Annotated in this window: 21 protein-coding genes; 7 read left to right on the top strand and 14 right to left on the bottom strand. The window is 71.1% G+C overall.

The genetic code is table 11. The features are described from left to right. Positions 1–15: 15 nt before the first annotated feature. Genes AB5J87_RS38455 through AB5J87_RS38445 form a run of 3 tightly spaced genes read left to right on the top strand, consistent with a single transcriptional unit; the run spans position 16 to position 3,658 of the window. A complete protein-coding gene (locus AB5J87_RS38455; RefSeq protein ID WP_369383966.1) occupies positions 16–297 on the top strand; it encodes an acyl carrier protein in 282 nt (93 codons plus the stop codon). Further along, the gene (locus tag AB5J87_RS38450; RefSeq protein WP_369383965.1) at positions 294–1,706 is read left to right on the top strand and encodes a class I adenylate-forming enzyme family protein; all 1,413 of its coding nucleotides are present in this window, start codon (positions 294–296) and stop codon (positions 1,704–1,706) included. The genes AB5J87_RS38455 and AB5J87_RS38450 overlap by 4 nt, the downstream gene beginning before the upstream one ends. Then, complete coding sequence (locus AB5J87_RS38445) at positions 1,703–3,658, top strand: AMP-binding protein (protein WP_369383964.1); 1,956 nt, start codon at positions 1,703–1,705, stop codon at positions 3,656–3,658. Before AB5J87_RS38450 ends, AB5J87_RS38445 begins: the two co-directional genes overlap by 4 nt. On the opposite strand, the gene AB5J87_RS38440 is transcribed toward AB5J87_RS38445, so the two are convergent. Then, positions 3,645–4,376 (bottom strand): LmbU family transcriptional regulator, encoded by a 732-nt coding sequence (locus tag AB5J87_RS38440; RefSeq protein ID WP_369383963.1) that lies wholly within the window; start codon positions 4,374–4,376, stop codon positions 3,645–3,647. The genes AB5J87_RS38445 and AB5J87_RS38440 overlap by 14 nt on opposite strands. 651 nt (positions 4,377–5,027) lie before the next feature. Between AB5J87_RS38440 and AB5J87_RS38435 the strand changes: the two genes are divergently transcribed. The 3 genes from AB5J87_RS38435 to AB5J87_RS38425 all read left to right on the top strand — a co-directional run bounded on the left by AB5J87_RS38435 (position 5,028) and on the right by AB5J87_RS38425 (position 8,870). Further along, positions 5,028–6,017 (top strand): cupin domain-containing protein, encoded by a 990-nt coding sequence (locus AB5J87_RS38435; protein WP_369383962.1) that lies wholly within the window; start codon positions 5,028–5,030, stop codon positions 6,015–6,017. After that, positions 6,014–6,940, top strand: a complete 927-nt coding sequence (locus tag AB5J87_RS38430) for an aminoglycoside phosphotransferase family protein (protein ID WP_369383961.1) — start codon at positions 6,014–6,016, stop codon at positions 6,938–6,940. Before AB5J87_RS38435 ends, AB5J87_RS38430 begins: the two co-directional genes overlap by 4 nt. A 271-nt stretch (positions 6,941–7,211) precedes the next feature. Then, positions 7,212–8,870: an IS1182 family transposase gene (locus AB5J87_RS38425; protein WP_369384193.1), complete on the top strand. Its 1,659-nt coding sequence runs from the start codon at positions 7,212–7,214 to the stop codon at positions 8,868–8,870. 267 nt (positions 8,871–9,137) lie between these two features. Here AB5J87_RS38425 and AB5J87_RS38420 read toward each other — a convergent pair whose 3' ends face one another. The 6 genes from AB5J87_RS38420 to AB5J87_RS38395 form a co-directional block, all read right to left on the bottom strand. Beyond that, positions 9,138–9,500 carry a hypothetical protein gene (locus tag AB5J87_RS38420; RefSeq protein WP_369383960.1) on the bottom strand — a complete coding sequence of 121 codons (363 nt, stop codon included), beginning with the start codon at positions 9,498–9,500 and terminating at the stop codon, positions 9,138–9,140. A 116-nt stretch (positions 9,501–9,616) separates the two neighbouring features. Next, positions 9,617–10,591, bottom strand: coding sequence for a radical SAM/SPASM domain-containing protein (locus AB5J87_RS38415; protein ID WP_369383959.1), 975 nt, complete (start codon positions 10,589–10,591; stop codon positions 9,617–9,619). Positions 10,592–10,686: 95 nt separating this feature from the next. Beyond that, a complete protein-coding gene (locus tag AB5J87_RS38410; protein WP_369383958.1) occupies positions 10,687–11,178 on the bottom strand; it encodes a hypothetical protein in 492 nt (163 codons plus the stop codon). Continuing rightward, entirely contained in the window at positions 11,175–11,702 is a 528-nt protein-coding gene (locus AB5J87_RS38405) for a hypothetical protein (RefSeq protein WP_369383957.1), read from the bottom strand. Before AB5J87_RS38405 ends, AB5J87_RS38410 begins: the two co-directional genes overlap by 4 nt. Next, positions 11,699–12,166: a hypothetical protein gene (locus tag AB5J87_RS38400; protein ID WP_369383956.1), complete on the bottom strand. Its 468-nt coding sequence runs from the start codon at positions 12,164–12,166 to the stop codon at positions 11,699–11,701. The genes AB5J87_RS38405 and AB5J87_RS38400 overlap by 4 nt, the downstream gene beginning before the upstream one ends. Before the next feature lie 146 nt (positions 12,167–12,312). Further along, positions 12,313–13,560, bottom strand: a complete 1,248-nt coding sequence (locus AB5J87_RS38395) for a helix-turn-helix domain-containing protein (protein ID WP_369383955.1) — start codon at positions 13,558–13,560, stop codon at positions 12,313–12,315. A gap of 111 nt (positions 13,561–13,671) precedes the next feature. On the opposite strand from AB5J87_RS38395, the gene AB5J87_RS38390 reads away from it, so the two are divergent. After that, positions 13,672–14,079 carry a DUF6233 domain-containing protein gene (locus tag AB5J87_RS38390; RefSeq protein WP_369383954.1) on the top strand — a complete coding sequence of 136 codons (408 nt, stop codon included), beginning with the start codon at positions 13,672–13,674 and terminating at the stop codon, positions 14,077–14,079. 562 nt (positions 14,080–14,641) lie between these two features. Here AB5J87_RS38390 and AB5J87_RS38385 read toward each other — a convergent pair. From AB5J87_RS38385 to AB5J87_RS38355, 7 genes are all read right to left on the bottom strand, one after another. Continuing rightward, a complete protein-coding gene (locus AB5J87_RS38385) occupies positions 14,642–15,364 on the bottom strand; it encodes a hypothetical protein (protein ID WP_369383953.1) in 723 nt (240 codons plus the stop codon). A 304-nt stretch (positions 15,365–15,668) separates the two neighbouring features. After that, positions 15,669–15,866: a hypothetical protein gene (locus tag AB5J87_RS38380; RefSeq protein ID WP_369384192.1), complete on the bottom strand. Its 198-nt coding sequence runs from the start codon at positions 15,864–15,866 to the stop codon at positions 15,669–15,671. A 53-nt stretch (positions 15,867–15,919) separates the two neighbouring features. Then, complete coding sequence (locus tag AB5J87_RS38375) at positions 15,920–16,147, bottom strand: holin (RefSeq protein ID WP_369383952.1); 228 nt, start codon at positions 16,145–16,147, stop codon at positions 15,920–15,922. A gap of 4 nt (positions 16,148–16,151) precedes the next feature. Then, entirely contained in the window at positions 16,152–16,751 is a 600-nt protein-coding gene (locus AB5J87_RS38370; protein ID WP_369383951.1) for an N-acetylmuramoyl-L-alanine amidase, read from the bottom strand. Between the two features lie 37 nt (positions 16,752–16,788). Continuing rightward, positions 16,789–17,724 carry an SDR family NAD(P)-dependent oxidoreductase gene (locus AB5J87_RS38365; RefSeq protein WP_369383950.1) on the bottom strand — a complete coding sequence of 312 codons (936 nt, stop codon included), beginning with the start codon at positions 17,722–17,724 and terminating at the stop codon, positions 16,789–16,791. Positions 17,725–18,006: 282 nt separating this feature from the next. Beyond that, on the bottom strand, positions 18,007–18,399 hold the full coding sequence (locus AB5J87_RS38360) for a peptidase inhibitor family I36 protein (RefSeq protein ID WP_369383949.1): 393 nt from the start codon (positions 18,397–18,399) through the stop codon (positions 18,007–18,009). Then, positions 18,396–18,956, bottom strand: a complete 561-nt coding sequence (locus AB5J87_RS38355) for a hypothetical protein (RefSeq protein ID WP_369383948.1) — start codon at positions 18,954–18,956, stop codon at positions 18,396–18,398. The genes AB5J87_RS38360 and AB5J87_RS38355 overlap by 4 nt, the downstream gene beginning before the upstream one ends. Positions 18,957–18,960 lie beyond the last annotated feature (4 nt).

The raw sequence follows: 18,960 nt of genomic DNA, 5'->3' as shown, positions 1-18,960 counted from the left end.
GCAAAGGACCCTCCCATGACCGACCGCCCCGACGTCCCCGAGGTCCCCGACGTCCTGCACCAGGTGCTGACCGCAGCCGCCGCCGTCTTCGAGTGCGAGGTCGGGCCGTGCGACGGCTTCTTCTCGCTGGGCGGCGACTCGGTCATGGCGGTCGAGCTGGCCACCGTCCTGGAGGAACTCCTGGACACCGAGGTGCACATGGAGACCGTCGTGGACGCCGACGACTTCGGCGCGCTCGCCGCCGCGCTCGCCGCCGACGCGCCCCGCGCCACCGCCCCCGAGGCGGCGCGGCGATGACCCGGCCGCACCTGTGGAGCCCCTGGGAGACGGCCGCGCGGCAGCCCGGCCGCCTCGCGGTCGTCGCCGACGGGGAGAGCCGCACCTTCGCCGAACTCGTGCGGGCCGCCGACGCGCTGGGCCACGGCCTGCGCGGCCACGGCCTGGCGGCCGGAACCGTGCTCTCCACCGACATCCCCACCGGCCCCCGCTTCTTCGCCCTGGCCCTGGCGGCCCTGCGCCACGGCTACGGGCTGCTCCCCGTCGACGTGGCCCACTACGGGGCGGCGGTGGCGCCCGCGCTCCTGCGGGACATGGCCGTCGCCCTGCACGTCACGGACGACGCCGCCCGCTCCGGCACGATGGCGCTGCCCTGCCCCACCCTGCTCGACACCGAACTCGCCGCCGCGCCCCCGGCGCACGACCCGTACGGACCGGCGCCCGCCCCGCACGCCGGCTTCCTCGCCTTCACCACCTCGGGCACCACCGGACGGCCCCAGGGCGTCGCGCGCCCCGCGCCCCGGCGCGCGTACAAGGGCGTGGCCGTGGCCGAACGGTACGGCGCGGGCATCGGTCTCGGCCCCCACCTCATGGCCAACCCGGCCTACCACCTCGGCACCCTCGGCCCCGCCCTGTACGCGCTGCAGGCGGGCAGCGCCGTGGTCGTGCAGCGCACCTGGTCACCGGACGCCTTCGCGGCGCTCGCCGACCAGTACGGCGCGGACAGCGCCTTCCTCAGCCCCGACTGCCTCCTTGAGCTGGTGGCCGCCGGACAGGCCCCCGAGCGGCGGCTGCGCACCGTCTTCCACGGCGGGGACACGTGCCCGCCGGGCATCAAGCACCGGGCGATCGAGCTGCTGGGGCCGGTGCTCCACGAGTACTACGGCACCTCCCGGGGCACCCTCACCGAGATCACCACGCCCGAGTGGCTGCGCCACCCCGGCTCCGTGGGCCGGCCGCTGCCCGGCATCCGGATCGAGGTCCGCGGGGACGGGCGGCCGGTGCCCACCGGGGAGAGCGGCGAGATCCACGTACGGCTGCGGGCCGCCGACCTGGCGCCCGGCGAGGACGGCATGCTCGCCACCGGCGACATCGGCTTCCTCGACGAGGCGGGCTACCTCTTCGTCGTCGGCCGGGCGGGCAGGGAACACCCGTACGCGCAGCCGCGGTTCGAGTACGAGATCCGGCGGCTCGCGGGCGTCACCGACGCGGCCGTCGTGGCCGGTACGGGCCTGGAGTGCCATGTCGAGGCCCAGGCGGACCGCGACGCCGACGCCCTGCGCGCGGACATCGAGGCGGCGGCCCGCCACCTGCACCTCCCCCTCGCCCGCATCCACCTGGCGGCGCCCGGAACGCTGCCGAGGACACCCAGCGGCAAGATCCGCCGAGCCGCCCTCGTTCCCGCGCCCACGGCGCCGGAGCGGGGGTGAGCGGCAGCGGGGTGGGGGCGGGGGTGAGCACCTGCCGGGCGGATACGGGTACGGACACGGGCGCGAGCCGCACCGCCGCGGCCACCGGCACGGAACCGAGCACCACCGCCGCGAGCCCGGGGCCCACCGCCCACGACTGGCTGGCGCACCACGCCGCCGTGCGCCCGTACGCGCCCGCCGTCACCGTCGAGCGCGGCGGCCACACGGTGGCCCACCTCGACTTCGGCGGGCTCGCCGCCCTGGTCGACCGCTGCGCGGCGGGGCTGCGCTCGCGCGGCGCGGTCGCGGGCGACCGGGTGCTGCTCTCGCTGCCCAACGACCACACGTTCACCGCCGCCCTGCTCGCCTGCGTCGGCGCCGGGCTCGTCGCGGTGCCCGCCCCGACGCCCGAGGCCGTGCGCGAGGAGGCGTTCCGCGAACGGATCGCGGGCATCGCCGCCGACTGCCGTCCCACGCTGGTGATCACCTCGGCGCGGTGGCGCGACCACCTGCGCCGCGTCCTGCCCCCGGCCACCGCGCCCGAGGCGGTGCACACCTGGGAGGACCTGGCGGACCCGGCCGCACGGCCGCTGCCCCCTGGCACCGGCGCCCGTACCTGCGACATCGCGTTCCTCCAGTACACCTCGGGCTCGACCGGCCGCCCCAAGGGCGTCGCCATCGGCCACCGGGCGCTGCGGGCGAGCTGCGCGCAGGCCGCCGAGGCGTACGGGGAGCGCCCGACGGACACCGCCGTCACGTGGGTGCCGCTCCACCACGACATGGGGCTCGTCACCGGCGTACTGCGCCCGCTCCACAGCGGATACCGGTCCGTGCTGCTGTGCCCGCGGGAGTTCGTCCGCTCCCCCGCCGGCTGGCTGTCGGCCGTCACCCGCCACCGCGCCACGCTCTCCAGCGCCCCCGACTTCGCCTACCGCCACTGCGTCCGCAAGATCCCCGCGGCGGAGGCGGCGGCGTTCCGGCTGGGCACCTGGCGGGTGGCCCGCGACGCGGGCGAAGTGGTGCGCGCCGACACCGCCGAGGCGTTCACCGGCCGCTTCGGCCCGGCCGGTTTCCCCGCGTCCGCCTTCTGCCCCTCGTACGGGATGGCGGAGGCCACGCTGACCGTCACCGCCAGCACCCCGGACCGGCCCCCGCTGCGGCTGGCCGTCGCGCGGGACGCGCTGCTGCGGGGGCGGGCGGTGCCGGTGGATGGTCTGGCGGTGCCCGTGGACGGCTCGGCCGGGGACGGCCGGGCCGGGGGTGAGGGCTCCGCCGTCGTGCTGCTGTCCTCCGGCACACCTCTGCCGCACACCCGGGTACGGGTCGGCGGGGTGCCGCAGGACGGGTGGATCGGCGACATCCTCGTCCAGGGGCCGCAACTGTTCAGCGGGTACTGGCCCGTGGCCGGGGGCCGCTCCCGCGCCGCCGGGGACGGGGACGGGGACGGGGACGGCTGGCACGCGACCGGCGACCGGGGCTTCCTGCACCAGGGGCACCTGTTCGTCGTGGGGCGCGGCGACGACACCCTCGTCCACCACGGCCGGAACTTCTACGCGGCGGACGTGCAGGCGGTGTTGGCGGCGGTACCGGGTCTGCGGCCGGGCCGCAGCGCGGCCTTCACCCTCGACACCGGCACCGGCACCGGCACCGCCGACCGGAGCCCGGGGGTGTGCCTGGTCAGCGAGATCGACGAGGGCGTCGGGCCCGCCGGGGAGGACGGGGACGCCCGGGACGCCCGGGGCGAGCTGGCGGCCCGCGTCCGACGGCAACTGGCGCGGACGCTGGACCTGTACGTGTCCACCGTGGTCTTCCTCGCCCCGGGGCACCTGCCCGTGACGACCAGCGGCAAGGTGCGGCACGCGGAGACGAGGAGGCGCTTGGCGGCCGGGGAACTGGCCGCGCTGTATCCGGTGCCGCCGGTGTCCCCCGTGTCCCCCGTGTCCCCTGTGGGCGCGGCGGTCACACCGGGCTGAGCACGCCCTCCTGCGACGGCAGGGCGCCCGCGTCGACGGAACCGACGGGGGTGACGGGCGTGACGGGGCCGACGGGAGCGACGGAAGCGACCGGAGCGGCGGGGCCGGGCAGCGCGACCGCCGCCCGGTCCGCCACCTTGACCAGCCACTTCACCACGTCCCCGCCGTCGAGATCGGCGGCCTCCTGCCAGCGCACCCACTGGTGCCCGGCCAGTTCGAACTGGAGGCGGGTGCGGAAGACACCGGGCGGCTCCTCGCCGTCCGGCTTGCGGCGGATCTGCCGGCGCAGCTCCGCCTTGGACCACTGCGCCTCGACCGCCCGATCGAGCCACGCGTCCTGCTCGTCCGGCGGCAGCGCGGCCACCTCCTGGTGGTGCTGGAAGCTCAGCTCGGACCGCCGCCGCTGCGGCGCGAACTTCCGCGCCACCCAGGCGTAGTTGCGCAGCGTCTGGTAGTCGAGCGAGGTCCGCTCGACGGCGTCGCGGTAGCGGTCCGGGTAGGTGTGGTCGCCGTAGACCAGCCAGTCCCCGGCCCACCAGGCGGAGGAGTTGGTGAAGGAGCCCAGCTGCTTCCCCACCCGCAGCCACGCCGACAGCGGAAGGTTCTCGGGCATCAGCAGCGTCGTGCGCAGCGCCCGTACGGGTCCGTCGAAGCCGAGACGGTCACGGGCGGAGGGCTTGCACTGATCAATGGGCGTAGCAGCGGGCGACTCAGGCATCCGTTCTTCCTCACGCTGAATGGCGGACTGGCCCTGCCGAGCCTGCCGCAGCCGCGCCGCGGGCACGATGCCCGCGCCCCGCCACCAAGCTGCATGACCTCAACATGAAGGGGCGACATATCGTCACATTGGCAGCAGAAAGGACGTGCACCGGAGTGCCCGAGAAGCACCCGGCGCACGCCCGGCGAGCGCCCGGAAACACCCCCGCCCTCCCCGTGTCCCGCCGGCAGGACACCCCCTCCGCACCTGCGGGGACGGGGCCCCGGCCCGCCCCCGCGCGGGCGGCTGGGATTTCTTGACGAACGATTCGGCGGCGTTTCAGGATGCGTTGCACCGGCTCGCCGACGAGACCGGAACCCCCGTTCCCCACCCCGCCGCGCCCGCCTCCCGGCAGGCCCCGGCACACCCCCGACAGGCGCGGGCCCCCGGTGGCGCGCCCGCCCCGGAGCGCACCACCGGGCCCCGGGCCCGCACCGCCCCGAGGCGGCCCGGCGGACGAGCACGCCACGGCCCGCGCCCCAACGGGCTGGGCCGATATGTCCCGTACGCCAGGGACGTACCGGGGGCCCCGGCCCTCCCCCGTACGGGGCCCGCGAAGCCCGTGCGGAGCCCGTACAGCCCCGTCATGACAGGACAGAAGGAGACCCCGGTATGTCGTCCCCGTTCAGCCTCGGCCAGTTGGTCGGCGAAGTGGAAGAGTTCCTCACCACCACCTGGCGGCGGCAGCCGGCCGTGTTCCGGCCGGAGACCGCCGTCGAGCCGCCGCTCACCCTGGCGGGCCTCGACGCCGCGCTGACGACCGGCTCCCTGCCGTCCTGCTACGCCCAGGTGACCCGGGGCGGCGCGACGGTCCCCGCCGAGGCGTACTCCACTCCCCGCACGATCCACCAGACCGCCTACCCCGGATTCGTCGACGGCGCGAAGGTCCGCCGCCAGCTCGACGAGGGCGGCACGCTCCTGCTGCGCTGCGTCGAGCAGTGGCACGCCGGCACCGCCGCCCTCACCGCCGCCGTGGGCCGCGAACTCGGCCGGAAGGTCGAGGCGTTCTTCTTCGTGACCCCGCAGGGCCGGCAGGGGCTCGACATCCACCGCGACGACGCGGACGTCCTGGTCCTCCAGGTCAACGGCAGCAAGCAGTGGCACGTCCACGCCGGTCCCGCCGACGGCGACTGGCAGCCCGGACCAATCGCGGACGGCGGCCCCGAGCTGCTCTCCCTCCAGCTCCAGCCGGGCGAGGTGCTCTACATCCCCCGGGGCTTCGCCCACTACGCGACCGGGCAGGACGGCCTCTCCGCCCACCTCTCGCTCACCATCCGCGAGACGGGCGGCGCGCACCTGTACAAGGCGCTCCAGCGCGTCCTCGCCAAGGGCCTGCGCCTGACGCCCCGCCCGCTGGACGACGAAGCGCTCACGGAGCAGGCGCGCCTGCTGCTCGACCACATGGCCGACCGCCTGGCCGCCACCACGCCCGAGCAGGTCGTCGCCGCCGCCCGTGCCGCGCTGCTGGCGGAGGCCCACCGCAGCACGAGCCCCGAACTCACCGCGCTCGCAGCGACGTTGGCGGCGACGGACACCACCGACGCCCAGCCCGCCGGGCCCGGCGCCCCCGGACCCGCGGTCCCCGCCGTCCCCGTGTCATGACCTGCCTGTCACCGGAGGCCCAGCGCAGCGCGGAGAGCCGGGGGGAGCACGGCCGCGCGTGGATCGCCGCGCTCCCCGCGCTCGTCGCCGACCTGTGCGCGCAGTGGTCGCTCACGCCCGGCCGGTCCATCGACGGCGGGAAGTGGGCGTACGTCGCCCATGTGACCACCGCGGCCGGGGACGACGCGGTGCTCAAGGTCCTGCCGCCCGAGGCGGAGTTCGACCTGAGTACGTCGCTGATCGCGGCGGCCGACGGGGACGGCTACGTACGTCTGCTCGCCCAGGACACGGCCCGGCGCGCCCTGCTGCTGGAGGCCCTCGGCCCCCCGCTGGGCGCGGCGGACCTGCCGCCGGAGCGGATGCTGGACATCCTGGCCGCGACCCTGCGACAGGCGTGGCGCGCGCCCTGCGTGCCGGGGGTGACCGTGTCGGAGGAGAACGACAAGGCGCGCGGGCTCATCGGCCTGCTCGACACCCTGTGGCCCGCGACGGGCAAGCCGTGCTCGGCGCGGCTGATCTCCCTCGCGCGCGGCCTGGCCGAACAGCGCGCGGCCGACTCCGCCACCGCCCTGGTCGCCTGCCACGGCGACGCCCACCCCGGCAACATCCTCCGGGCCCGCACCCCCCGGCCGGGAGCCGAATCCGGTTACGTCCTGGTGGACCCCGACGGCATCCTGTGCGACCCCGCGTACGACCTCGCGGTCGCGATGAGCGGCTGGCAGGAACTCATCCTGCGGGCCGAGGACCCCGCAGCGCTGGTCCGCGGGTGGTCGGCCCGGCTCGCGCGGGCGACGGGCCTGGACGAACGGACGATCTGGGAGTGGGCGTTGGTCGAACGCGTCACCTCGGGCCTCTACCTCCTGCACCACGGCCATGACACCGAGGCCCGAGAACTCCTGGCTTCGGCGGAGCTGCTGGTCTGAATCGCGGGCAAGGTCCCCTCCGCCGCCTCCTCGTACCGCGCCCTCGCCGAGTCCTTCTTCGCGACGATCAAACGGGAACTGCTCGGCACGAAACCCTGGCCCAGCAGAACACTCGCCCGCACCGCGATCTTCGAGTGGATCGAGAGACCCTGTTGCCCAATTCGGGTGATATTGCCGTGACCGCTCGGCGTGGACAGCACCTTGTCCTCGAACCTGCTGGTCAGGGACGTACGAGGAGAGCCGTCCCGGGGGTGGGGTGGTGGCTGTGTCGATGGGGTCGGCTCCTGGTGACGGTGTTCCGGCGGGGACGAGCAAGGTTGCCCGTGCCGCTTTCCCCAAGGGATGCCTCGCAATGCGGATCCGTGATCATCTTGGGGTCGTGTTCGAGGACGAGGAGTTCCGCCAAGCCTTCGGGGAGCAGGGTCGTCCGGGCATCTCGCCTGGCCAGCTCGCTCTGGTGAGCGTGCTGCAATACGCCGAGAACCTGACCGACCGCCAGGCCGCGCACGCGGTCCGAGCCAGGATCGACGTCAAGTATCTGCTGGGTATGGAACTGACCGATCCCGGCTTCGACTTCACCGTCCTGACCGGCTTCCGCCAGCGGCTGCTCGACCATGGTCTGGAGGAACGAGTGCTGGACCTGCTGCTGGAGCACCTCGCTGACCTCGGGCTGGTCGGAGCGGGAGGGCGGCAGCGCACCGACTCCACGCACATTCTGGCAGCCGTTCGGCGCCTGAACCGGCTGGAGTTCATCGGGGAAACGCTGCGAGCGTGTCTGGAGGCGCTCGCTGCGGCCGGTCCGCAGTGGTTGGCGGGCTGGATCGCACCGGCGTGGCAGGAACGGTATGGCGCCCGCACCGACGCCTATCGGCTTCCTTCCGACCGCTCGGAGCGTGACCGCCTGGCCCACCAGATCGCGAGCGACGGCTACTGCCTCCTCGAGGCCGTGCACGCCGACCATGCGCCGGCCTACCTGCGCGAGATCCCGGCGGTGAGCGTGCTGCGGATGGTCTGGATCCAGCAGTTCACCCGGACTGTCACCGACGGCGTCCCGACGGTGGGTTGGCGCGGCAAGGAGGACCTCCCGGCAGGGAGAGCCCTGATCGCTTCCCCGTACGACCCCGAAGCTCGGTACTCGCAAAAGCGTGGGGCGCCCTGGACGGGCTACAAGGTCCACTTGAGCGAGGGCTGTGGCGACGCTCGGCGGCCGAATCTGCTCACCCACGTGGTGACCACCGACGCCACCGCGAACGACGCCACCGTCGTCGACGCGGTGCACGACGCGCTCACGGACAAGGGGCTCAAACCCGCCGAGCACCTCCTGGACTCGGGATATTCCTCCGCCGAACTCCTATTGACCGCGCCGGTCGACCGTAATATCTCCGTGGTCGCCCCGGTCCGGCCGAACAGCACTCCGCAAGAGGTCCGCTCCACCGGCTTCGGCAGGTCCTCATTCACCATCGACTGGCACGGCCGAACGGCCACCTGCCCGTCCGGCCAGACCAGCCGCTACTGGACAGCCGGCCTCGACAACAACGGACGCGACGCGATCAGGATCCGCTTCGCAACCACGACCTGCGCTCCCTGCCCCGTCCGCGACCAGTGCACTCGCTCCACCCAGTACGGACGCCAACTCACCGTCCGGCCCCGGGAGCAGGACGCCCTGCTTGAGCGCGTCCGGGCCGAGCAGACCACCGACGAGTGGAGAAAGCGCTACGCGGCCAGGGCCGGGATCGAGGGAACCATCCACCAGGCCGTCGCCGTCAGCAGCATGCGCCGCACCCGCTACCGTGGGCTCGCCAAGACGCATCTGGGCCACATCCTGACCGCCGCTGCCGTCAACCTGATCCGGCTCGACGCCTGGTGGACCGAGACGCCCGTCGCCCGAACCCGAACATCCCGACTCGCGGCCCTCACGCTCGCTGCATGACCGAATTGGGCAACAGGGTCATCGAGAGCTGGTACAACTTGCAGCGGCTGCACAGCAGCCTCGGCTACCGCATTCCCGCCGAATACGAGACCGTACTCGCGGCCTGACCACCACACCAAAGGTGTCCGTCAAAGCGGAGCAGGCTCAGTACCAGGTGATCGGCTGGTGGCATGGGGAGGGAGCGGCCGAGCGTGACCTGCCGTGAGGTCGGCCCCTCCGGGAGATTGGTGCCGCCCGTCTGGAAGCCCAAACGGGCCGACCTGTGTTCTACGGCATCGTGTTGAGCATCCCCTGAAGGTGATGGTTCACGGCCAAAACGAAGTCCTCACGGGCCTTCTTGTAGTCGTGCCAGTTCGGGGCCTGGTCGTCATCGCTGTGCATCGCGCGGAGGCGCTCCAGGACGGTTCGAGCCTCCTTGATCGGGCCCGTACCTTCCACGTCGATCATGTTGAAGGCGGCGCGGGTCGCCGCGTACGCGACGTCCACGGCTGCGATGGCCTCCACCTTGTCCTTGAAGCGGCCGTCGTGCCGGAAGTGGACGACATTGGACTCCGTGTCAGCGGCGGTCAGGAAGGCCGCGTACGCATCGCGGCGGGCAAGGTAGAGAGTGACCAGGGCGGCATCGTGCATGGCGTACTCCATACTCGTGAAGCGCATCCAGCGCCTCACCTGGACCGGACGGCGTCACGCTACCCAGCAGGAGCCATGGTCACTGCCAGCATGGAGCTTTTCGTCCCTGCGGGTGGTCAGCAGTCGGTCTGCGAGATCCCCGGATTGGCATAACGGACCGACCGCTTGGGCGACAGGCGGACGGACTTCTCGTCGCCTCCGCCGTTGGACCCGGTGGGCTCACAGGCCGCGTCAGGGGCACACACGGTCTGCGGTGAGCACGACTCGAAGGCCGGACTGCAATTCGGCAGACAACTGGGCGTGCTCGACACGGCTGTGTGGGGAAAGGCGTGTTCCAGCTCCGCCCGCGCGGCACGCATCGGCACCCCGGCGTAGATCTCTTGGAGGCTCTGCTCGTGGAAGTTGCCCAGCTTCATCCAGCGGGCGAACACGCATGGCCAGACGTCTCCCGAAGGGGAGATGGCGAACTTGCCCCGTCCGCACATGCCGCACAGGCGAGAGAGGTCTGGAGGGGCGCCGAGGGCTCCGCGGCCAAAGGGACGGATACGGTCCGTGCGGACGTCTCGGAGTCCGAGCTGGAGCAGCTCGGACTCGGCGGGCTTGGCGCGCTGCTCCTGGAGGACGGAGATGACGCTGCCGCGCAGGGGGATCCCGAGTTCGCGGGCCTTGATGATGTTCGCGCGGGTGCGTTCGTGAGAACCACGCCCCTGGGTGACGTCATCGTGGTCGTGTGCGTTGTCGCTGTAGTAGCTGAAGGCCAACCGCACTTCAGGGAGCTGAAGGGCGTCCCACACGGCGTCGGTGATGTGGGTCAGGTTCGAGAAGACCTCGATCCGCATAGCGTGGGTGCGAGCATGGCGGATGAGTTTGGGCAGAGCCGGGTGGAGGGTGGGCTCTCCACCGATGAACTGGACGTCGCGCACGCCCATCGTGCTCAGTTCGTCGATGGCTGCCCGCCAATCGCATTCGAGCATGCTGCCGTGGTCGCCCTGGGGTGATGAGTGGGCGTAGCAGTGCTGACAGGTGAGGTTGCACAGGCCGGTGATCTCCAGCCAGGCAAATTGAGGGCGGAGCGGTAAGGCTCGGTGCATGGCGTGCTCCTCTGAGAGTGGGCGGGTGCGACCCTGGCCCGAATCGGTCGCCATGGGGGTAGGGCTCCGCCCCGGTCACCGACCGGGGCGGAGAGTCAAGGAGCCGTCGGGTCGGACGGCGTGGGGGTGTGCCAGCGCTCCACGTCGGACATGCCGTCGACGAGGAGCGGTAAAGGCAGGTCGTTGTAGGAGGCGGCCACGGCGTAGCCGATGCGCCGCGGGCTGTCCTTGAGGTCGTCGAAGGATGCCCATCGCGAGTTCGGCAGCGATGCGACCTTTCCGGACATGACTCCGATCAGCGTGGCTCTGTCCGGTCCGACGAACCCGCCGTCCATGATGATGACCAGATGGCCGGGTTCGGTGGCCTCGTCAAGCGCGAGGATCCGGGCCAACCGAAGGTCCAGGCCGGTCTCGGCGGCCAGCGCCAGGCGGGCCGCGTTGGGCACGTCCGTCCATGAAGACACAATCGTGCCTGGTAGGCGCCAGGCGCCGTCGTCCTCGATCTGGAGGACGGTGACCTCTTCGTTGGAAGGGTCTCGCTGGGCCACGAGTACTTCGACGCGCACGGTGAAGGAGGCGGCGCTCATTGGGGGCAGCCTTCCCGCGCGATCTCTGCGGCTTTTGCAAGGTTGCGGCGGCCGGCGCGGATGAGCTGGTCGACGTAGCCGGGGATGCACAGGTCGTCGTACTGACGGGGCGCGAGGACCCAGAAGGCGCCGGGCCGGGCGGTTCGCGCTGCCTCGGGGACGCCGAGCCAGGTGGTGCCCGGGACGAGACGATGGGCGTCATCGGCGCGGTGGTGGGCACAGGACCCGAGCGGCACGAGGAAGCAGTACGCGATGCTGGCGGAGTAGGCGTCGTGGATGACCGGCCCGTCGACGAGGGCACTCAAGAACGCGGCTACCCTGGCGTCGTCCGTGTCGCCGACGGCCGCGTGCACGACCTTCGCGGCGACACGGACGGCGTCGAAAATCCTTCCTGTAGGAATCAGCGCGACGTGCCCCTTACGCGGGTCTCCCCATTCAGCTTTCGCCTGCTCAGGGTCGGGGTGCGCCGAGGCGAGCCAGTTGGCGACGCCCAGACCTCTGCTGTAGGCAACCTGTCCGGTCACGGCGTGACCACCTCGTTGGCCCACGGCCGGGCGGATTCGTCGAGGAGCAGGCCGCGGTCGTCGGGGGTGTCGGCGGCCTTGAACAGGTAGTCGACGAAGGCCGGGTGGTCGAGGCCGTCGAGCCAGGCATCAAGCCTGGCGCGGCCGAGTTTCGTCGAGGCCGCCAGGTCGGCTTCGCTACGTGCCACGATGCCGTCGACCCGGCCGTCCTCCAGCAGGCGGGACACCCGGTCGAGCGCGAAGCGGCCCGTGGTGCGATCCAGGGGGCCTGTGTCGTAAAGGGCGGCCGTCACGGTCCAGTCGCGGGCTACGGCGTAGGTACGCAGCTCATCCATGACGGCCTTGTGGTCACGACCGTCCAGAACACACGCGTACAGGGCGACGCGGCGGCGACTATTGGGGAGGCCGTTCGCTGCGTCGGCAAGGTTGCGTCGGCGACCGGTGTCGCCCGGGGTTCGGGTCATGCCCAGTACCGTCCCGCTGGCGCACGCCGGACTGAAGGGACGGGGCATGCGACTTGAGGAGCTCGCTGCACCCCAACTGGTACGGCGCATAAGGCTGTTGAAGAGTGACCGACAGGTAGTCGTATGCCCCGTACAGGTTGAGCAGATCAGAGAGCGGTACGCCTGTCAGCCGCCGCGAAACCCATGCCTTCCCGGGGGACCGGCGAGACCCCGATGATCCTCGACACCTTGCGGAGCCGTGCGGTGGACCCCGCCCCGATCTTCTCGGCGATCACTCCGGGGAGCGCCTGGTGCCGGGCCCATTCCGGGGCGTCTTCCAGTGCCCCCTCAAGGGTGTCGAGGGCCGAGTCCCACATCCGGGCGTCGGCCTGGGCCAGTGCCTTGTCCATGGCGTACCGGTGCTGTGCGGCCTTCTGGAGCTGGGAGACATCGCCGATGCTGTCGATCAGGTCGAGGGCCTGGCCCGTCTCGCCGAGGCTGACCTTGATGCCGACGGCTTGCGTTGTCGCGGTGACCGGGCCGAACAGGGTTCCGAACGCACCGTGTTCCCGGCCCATGCGGGCGCCAGCGGCATGGGACTGGGACAGGTAGTCGGCGGCCCGGACCGAGTTGGCCATCCGGCTGGCTACGACGGCCGCGAAGTTGATGTGGCTGCCGTAGACGGTCAGTTCCTCGTGGGACGCCTTCGAGAACCGGGGCTCGATGTCGGTGGCGGCCTTCTCAGCCAGGTCGAGGGCGTCGGCCAAGCGGGCGTCCCGGAGGTACACCCATGCCCGGCCGGAGTCGACCAGGGCTGCGCGCAGGGGGTCGGCTGCTTGGCTGGCGGCATGGTGCGCGTGCCCGATCGCGGCGTAGGCGAGATCGCGGGCGCCCATCAGGTTGGCCACGTAGGCGCTGATCCGGTAGGCATCCGCGAGGACCGCCCACGCTGATGCCTGCTCGCCGTCAGGCTGCACGTGGAGACGCGCGGCGGCCTCCCTGACAAGGGGGGCGGCAAGCGCACCTACCTGGGCGTACTGGCCCGTCCAGTACGTGCTCCAAGCCTGAGTGACGATCTCGCTGAGCTCGGCGACGGTAGGTGGTTCGTCGAGCGTCTCGGGCAGTCGGCCGGCGGATGTGTCGTGGATGGCGTGCGAGAGGGCGGTCATGATGACCCGGTCGGCGTGGGTGGTGGCGCGGCGTGGCGTGGACTGGCCCAGGATGACGGACACGTCGCAGTGCAGAGCTGCCGAGACCGCGAGGAGGGTGGGCAGGGTGAGTCGAACGTCGCGCTCGGCGGCGCGGATGGCATCGACACTGAGGTGGCAGGCGTGAGCCAGGTCTTCCTGCGTCATGTCTGGCCCGCGAAGGATCTTGATGCGTTGGCCCGTGCTGAATTCGCTCCACTGCGGCATGACTGACCTCCAAGTCCGTTGGGGTGTCGCCCATTTCGACGGTACTCGTGTCGTCACATGCTGTGCGATCGAAGCGGGGAGGCTGTACTTCTCCCGTAAGAAGTGGTGGCCATGCGCTGCCCCAACTTGATCGGTACGCGGAGAGCCCTCCTCGGAACTATAATCAAACATGTGTCCGAAGAAGTGTCTCCGAAGCTTGCTGCGCTGCTGTTCTTGGGACGGGTGCAACGGACCGACCCTGCCCGGACGCATCGGTGGATCGAGCAGGAACGACAGCGAGTCGCTGAGGAAGCCGCTCGACGGCCGCCCCTACCCCCGCCGGACTGGGTGATCGCCTACGTACGGCGGGGCGCGGACAAACCTCGGCTGCCCGAAGGCGTGCACATTGGTGGGTGCAGCATGGCGCCTGGTCAGCCCACAGCCATCACTCGCGAGCGGGCCCTCGCCGCGCTTTCTGAAGGCGTCCCAGCCTGTTCGTTCTGCCGCCCGGACAGTGAGCTCGGCGTGCTGGATGCATGACGAAATGCCCCCTCCGACCCGAAGGCCGGAGGGGGCATTTCATGGTGGGCGACTGTGTTGATCTATTGCTCGACGGTCAGTGCCCACCGGATTGTCGGAGACGCCGTGATGCGAATTACGCCTTCAGGGCGATCCGATTTCAGGTGGACTTCGTTGTATGTACTGCTTGACTCCGAGGCCACGCACTCCAACGGAAAACTGAGGCCCACCGGTTCGACCGCAACCTTGAGGGTTCCCTTCCCCTGGCAGTTGACCTGAATGGCCAACCGTCCCGCGCGGATCTTCCCGAGGGAAAGTTCGGCGCTGCCGCTGCGCGAGTGCTCGCTGGCGAGGACTTTTCCGTCGTTGATGGGTTGGGGCGCCCGGGTGACCGTCTCGCCGTCGATGTGCTCCGCACTCCCGCCGGGTGATGCGGTGACCCTCGGGGCGGCAGATGTAGGTGGCTTGGGGGGAGGGGCGGAGTTCTTGTCGTCATCGTCGCTACAGCCAGCCACGCCGAGCATCATCACTGTTGCCGCCAGAGCGCAGGAAGCACGGTTTGCGGCTGCGGGGCTAGGGCGCGTCAGTCTTCCCACAGATACCACCCGCGGCGCATGGGGATGTAGCTGGTGATGGTCTGCTCGGGGCTCATGTAGCAGTTGCTGTAGACGATGTAGCTGACTCCCGTGGTCTTCAGCCGGTAGACGCCGTACTTCCCGTTTGTGGTCCTGTGGGGTGGCGTATCGACCGAGATCTGATTGCCCAGCTTCGCCGTGATCTTGGTAGAGAGATTGAGGTTCCACTGGACTTCAGTCTTCGAGATCAGGAAGTTCACGCTCGTCTTGAGACCGGCTGAGACGCTGACGCCGACTTCCCCCGACACCTCCGACGTGAACGTGGTCCGGGCCGTGCGCGAAGTCCCGTTGTAATTGGAGTTCGTCGGCCCCACTCCCTGGTGGTACTGCGCGCCCTTCGACTTCGGCTTGTAGACGGCGGTCATAGCACCGCAGTAGCGGGCGCCGCTTCCCCAGTCCTTCGGCTGGTCGGTTTCCGGCAGCGCCTCCGGCGAAGGGTCCTCTACCAGGTCGGTCTCCTCGGGCACCGTCGGCGGGGCAGTATTGACCACTTCCTCCTCAGTGGCCGGCAACTGGTCGTTCGGGCCCGGCTCCGTCCCAGGATTCGTCACCTGACTCACAGCGGGAGCCGCTGCGTCCGGCCCCTCTGCGTACACCGGTGCTGCCACCGTCAGCAGCGCCGTGGTCGCGGCCGTGCAGACCAAGGCCCCCCGCCTGCTCATCCTGCTCATGAGACACCCTCCCCAAAATCTGTTCCTCATGAAGCGACAACGTGTCCATTAAGCCAGCTTCATGATCGGGAGCCCAGAGGAACCTGGTATTCCTGAGCATGACTTGAGGTGTCGGATTTCTGTTTGGCTGGATTCCAAGTCGAAGTCTTATTTTCACCCACCCATGTACTGTAGCTTCCCCCTTTGATGGACAGTGGATTCCGGATAGTCGCCTTGCTGGCATTTTGAGGCGCGCTCTCTCCTGTTGGGGATGATCGGGGATAAAACCGCGAACATCCCCAAAGGGCAGGCATAAGGGTGCAATTCAATGGCCGGTTGACTGCCACAAGCTGACCACGAGGGCCACGCATGAGGTCAAGGCTGCAATCGAGGGCAGCGGCCAGCGGGCTCGCTCCAGCGCATCCAGCCGCTTCTCGTGCTCATCGAGCGTCTTGTCCGTCTGATCGCCACGCTGGACCAGGAGCGCCAGCTGCCCGCGCTGCTCGGCGAACCCCACCTCCATGGTCCGCCGCAGCTCGGCCAGCTCCAGGGCAATCCGCTGAGACTCAGGCGGAGTCACCGGCGCCGCACCGTCTCGGTGACTCCCGGCCCCTCCGCCCCACCGGAGGTCGCTATCGCTGTGAGCACGGCCAGCAGCGCCGCACCAGCTGCGAGCGACAGACCGTCACTCCAGTCGGCATGCAGAACACCCGCCGAGTCGAGCCCCAGCGCAGCCACCAGCGTCTGCGCAGCCGTACGTACCGCCCGCTCGCCGGTCGCCTTCCAGAACGCGAGAGTGCCCATGTGATCAGTCCTTCACGGTGAAGCCGTGGGCAGCGCCCAGGCGGATGAGAGAGGTCTTGCCGGGGATGCCGTCGGCGTCGCTGCCGCTGTAGCCGTACCGGCGCTGAAGCGCGGCGTACGCAGTCACGGTGCGCGTCCCGAAGGACCCGTCGACCCAGGCCCCATCGAGGAGACCCTCCGCCTGGAGGGCCTGCTCGACGACCAGTACGTCCGCTCGGTAGGTGATGTGGCCTTGCGCCGCCGCCGGATCCTGCCGCGCTGCCGCCACGACATGCGTCAGCGACACCGTCACGGGGGCGGGCGTCGTCGGCCCGGACGGCTTGCCTCCCAGCCTGCGGCCGATACGGGCGCGCATGTCCGGCATGCCGAAACCTCTGGGGTCGTTCTTCCAGTCGGACCATTCCAGATGCCCGATCACCGAGCGGGCCGACCAGCTGTGGATCCGGCAGATCGCCGCCGCAGTGCGCTCGATCGCGTCGAGCTGCGCCGCAGGCCACGGGTCTCGGCCGTCGCCGAGGTTCTCGCACTCGAACCCATAGAAGTGCGAATTGCCGTCGATCGCCCCGGAGCTGCCTTCGTGCTGCTCGCAGCCGGGCGGACACACAGACTGCGGGACGGCCCCAAGAGGGAACCGCCCCGCCCTACAACCCCCCGAAGTCCACGCCGGTCAGCGCGCGGCTCACCTCCCACAGTCCGGCCGCCGTGTCCGCGTCGCGCAGGTGGTGCCACACCGGCTCTCGGCGGGGTCTGCCGCGTAGGGCGAATTGTCGGGGGCTCCACAAGTCGCCGCCCCGTACCGCCGGGTCCAGTACCGCTCGGACCGCGGGCCGGGCGCCCGCGTGTTTGCCCTGGAGCAGGAGGGCCGCGGGGGCCGTGGCCAGGCGGGCGGCGAGCGGGGGTGTGGGGAGCGGTGGGCGTGCGGGGGTGAGGGCGTCCAGTGCGCCGCCGGGGTGGGCCAGCACGCTCGTCACCGGGCTGCCGCACGCCCGCAGGCGGCGGTCGAGTTCCAGGGCGAAGTGCATCTGCGCCAGCTTGGAGCGCCCGTAGGCGCGTTGGGGGCGGTAGTCGCGCGCGGACTGCGGGTCGTTCAGGTCCAGCCGTTCGGACTTGGCCGCGAAGCTGCCCATGGTCACCACCCGGGCGTCCGGCGCGGCCGACAGCAGGGGCAGCAGCCAGTGGGTCAGGGCGAAGTGGCCGAGGTGGTTGGTGGCGAACATGAGCTCGTGGCCGTCCCCCGTCGTCCTGCGCGGCGGGTCGTCGAGCGCCACCCCGGCGTTGTGGACCACCGCGTCCAGACGGTCCAACTCCATTGACTCCACTGCTGTTTGGAGCGATGGGAGGTCGGCCAGGTCCAGCCGTACGTCCCGGACCCGCGCGCCCGGGACGCGTGCCCGGATCGAGGCCGTGGCGGTCGCGGCCTTGGCGGGGTTCCGGCAGCCGAGTACGACGGTGGCTCCCGTCGCGGACAGCTGCTCCGCGACGAAGTACCCGATCCCGGCGTTGCCGCCGGTGACCAGGAAGACGCGGCCGTCGGCGCGCGGCAGCCGGTGGACGTTCCAGGGCGGGGTGGGTGGCATGGCGATGGGGTTTCCCTGCTGTCGGCGGCGGTCACGGCCGCCCCACGGGCAGGGCGGGCCGACAATCGCCGCCCCATTGTCAGGGCGGCGGATTTCGGCCCGCCCGCACGGGCGGCCCGGCCCCCACCGTCGCAACGGCCACCGACACCTCGCCCATGGATCACCGACAGCCCCGGCGGGCGGCCGACATCCGGCCGACACCGGGCCGTACGGGCACGGCGCGGCCCGGCCACCGCCGGTCGGTCCCGGTGGCCGGGCCGCGTCGAGGAGCGGGGCGCCGGCTCAGCAGCCCATCGTCCAGGTGTGGGAGGCGCCCTTGTCGTTGGCCCCCGCGTTGTAGCCGACCTCCTGGCCCGGGGCGAGGCAGAGGGTCACATGGCCGAGCAGCTCGCGGGCGGAGTACACCTTGACGTGGTCCTTGACCCCGGGGCCGGAGATTCCGTGGTTCGCCCACGAGGAGTCGTGCCAGGCCATGTCGCCCTCCCACCAGTGGTCGTCGCCGCTGTGCTCGATCTTCAGGCCGGTGAAGTTGGCGTCGGTCCAGACGCAGAAGTTGCCGCTGCCGCACGGCACGGCCTGTGCGGAGGCCGAGGTCGACAGGACGGCTCCGACGGAGAGGAGACAGGCGGCGAGGGGGATCGTGAAGCGCTTCAGGGCCGTGGACGTGGACTTCATTTCTGGGCGGTTCCTCTCGATGGCTGGTGCTGGGGCTTCTGCGCCCGCTCTTGGACCTGCTCCTCCTGGAGCAGGGAGGCCGCCTGCTCGGTGGCGTGGGCGCGCAGGCGGCTCCACTCCGTGAGCTCCGCCCGGTGGCGCGCCCGGACGACGGCGAGGGTGACGCCGTCGTGCGAGGCTTCCGGCCGGAGGTTGTTGACGATCACCGAACTGTGGAACCAGAGCCGCTGGTCCCCGTAGAGGCGTTCGTTGGCGGCTGCCAGACATCCGTCGGTGTGGGCGCGTACGACGTATCCGGTGGAAAGCCGGAGCGTCATCTCGGCGGGGCCCTTGCCGAACAGGGCGTCGGACACCTGCTGCTGCTCGACCGCGGTCACCTGCTGCCCGGGGCGCGGCGGGGCGAGGCCCTGCCGCTGGAGGCACTCGTCGGTCAGGACCTGGGTGGCGGCCTTGACGAGGTCGTCGGCGGACGGGCCGTCGGTCCTGGCGGTCACCGACGTGCAGCCGGTGAGGACGAGCGCGAGCGCGGCCAGCGCGGTGGCGGTACGAGGACGCATACGA

It is taken from the genome of Streptomyces sp. cg36 (assembly GCF_041080675.1).
Classification (GTDB): Bacteria; Actinomycetota; Actinomycetes; order Streptomycetales; family Streptomycetaceae; genus Streptomyces.
Note: the sequence above shows the minus strand (reverse complement) of the source record. Positions and strands in the feature narration are given on the sequence as shown.

Coding starts and splice junctions, on each gene's coding strand:
- AB5J87_RS38455 (WP_369383966.1), top strand. CDS start 16: ATGACCGACCGCCCCGACGTCCCCGAGGTCCCCGACGTCCTGCACCAG.
- AB5J87_RS38450 (WP_369383965.1), top strand. CDS start 294: ATGACCCGGCCGCACCTGTGGAGCCCCTGGGAGACGGCCGCGCGGCAG.
- AB5J87_RS38440 (WP_369383963.1), bottom strand. CDS start 4,376: ATGCCTGAGTCGCCCGCTGCTACGCCCATTGATCAGTGCAAGCCCTCC.
- AB5J87_RS38435 (WP_369383962.1), top strand. CDS start 5,028: ATGTCGTCCCCGTTCAGCCTCGGCCAGTTGGTCGGCGAAGTGGAAGAG.
- AB5J87_RS38430 (WP_369383961.1), top strand. CDS start 6,014: ATGACCTGCCTGTCACCGGAGGCCCAGCGCAGCGCGGAGAGCCGGGGG.
- AB5J87_RS38425 (WP_369384193.1), top strand. CDS start 7,212: ATGGGGTCGGCTCCTGGTGACGGTGTTCCGGCGGGGACGAGCAAGGTT.
- AB5J87_RS38420 (WP_369383960.1), bottom strand. CDS start 9,500: ATGCACGATGCCGCCCTGGTCACTCTCTACCTTGCCCGCCGCGATGCG.
- AB5J87_RS38415 (WP_369383959.1), bottom strand. CDS start 10,591: ATGCACCGAGCCTTACCGCTCCGCCCTCAATTTGCCTGGCTGGAGATC.
- AB5J87_RS38410 (WP_369383958.1), bottom strand. CDS start 11,178: ATGAGCGCCGCCTCCTTCACCGTGCGCGTCGAAGTACTCGTGGCCCAG.
- AB5J87_RS38400 (WP_369383956.1), bottom strand. CDS start 12,166: ATGACCCGAACCCCGGGCGACACCGGTCGCCGACGCAACCTTGCCGAC.
- AB5J87_RS38395 (WP_369383955.1), bottom strand. CDS start 13,560: ATGCCGCAGTGGAGCGAATTCAGCACGGGCCAACGCATCAAGATCCTT.
- AB5J87_RS38390 (WP_369383954.1), top strand. CDS start 13,672: ATGCGCTGCCCCAACTTGATCGGTACGCGGAGAGCCCTCCTCGGAACT.
- AB5J87_RS38385 (WP_369383953.1), bottom strand. CDS start 15,364: ATGAGCAGGATGAGCAGGCGGGGGGCCTTGGTCTGCACGGCCGCGACC.
- AB5J87_RS38380 (WP_369384192.1), bottom strand. CDS start 15,866: ATGGAGGTGGGGTTCGCCGAGCAGCGCGGGCAGCTGGCGCTCCTGGTC.
- AB5J87_RS38375 (WP_369383952.1), bottom strand. CDS start 16,147: ATGGGCACTCTCGCGTTCTGGAAGGCGACCGGCGAGCGGGCGGTACGT.
- AB5J87_RS38365 (WP_369383950.1), bottom strand. CDS start 17,724: ATGCCACCCACCCCGCCCTGGAACGTCCACCGGCTGCCGCGCGCCGAC.
- AB5J87_RS38360 (WP_369383949.1), bottom strand. CDS start 18,399: ATGAAGTCCACGTCCACGGCCCTGAAGCGCTTCACGATCCCCCTCGCC.
- AB5J87_RS38355 (WP_369383948.1), bottom strand. CDS start 18,956: ATGCGTCCTCGTACCGCCACCGCGCTGGCCGCGCTCGCGCTCGTCCTC.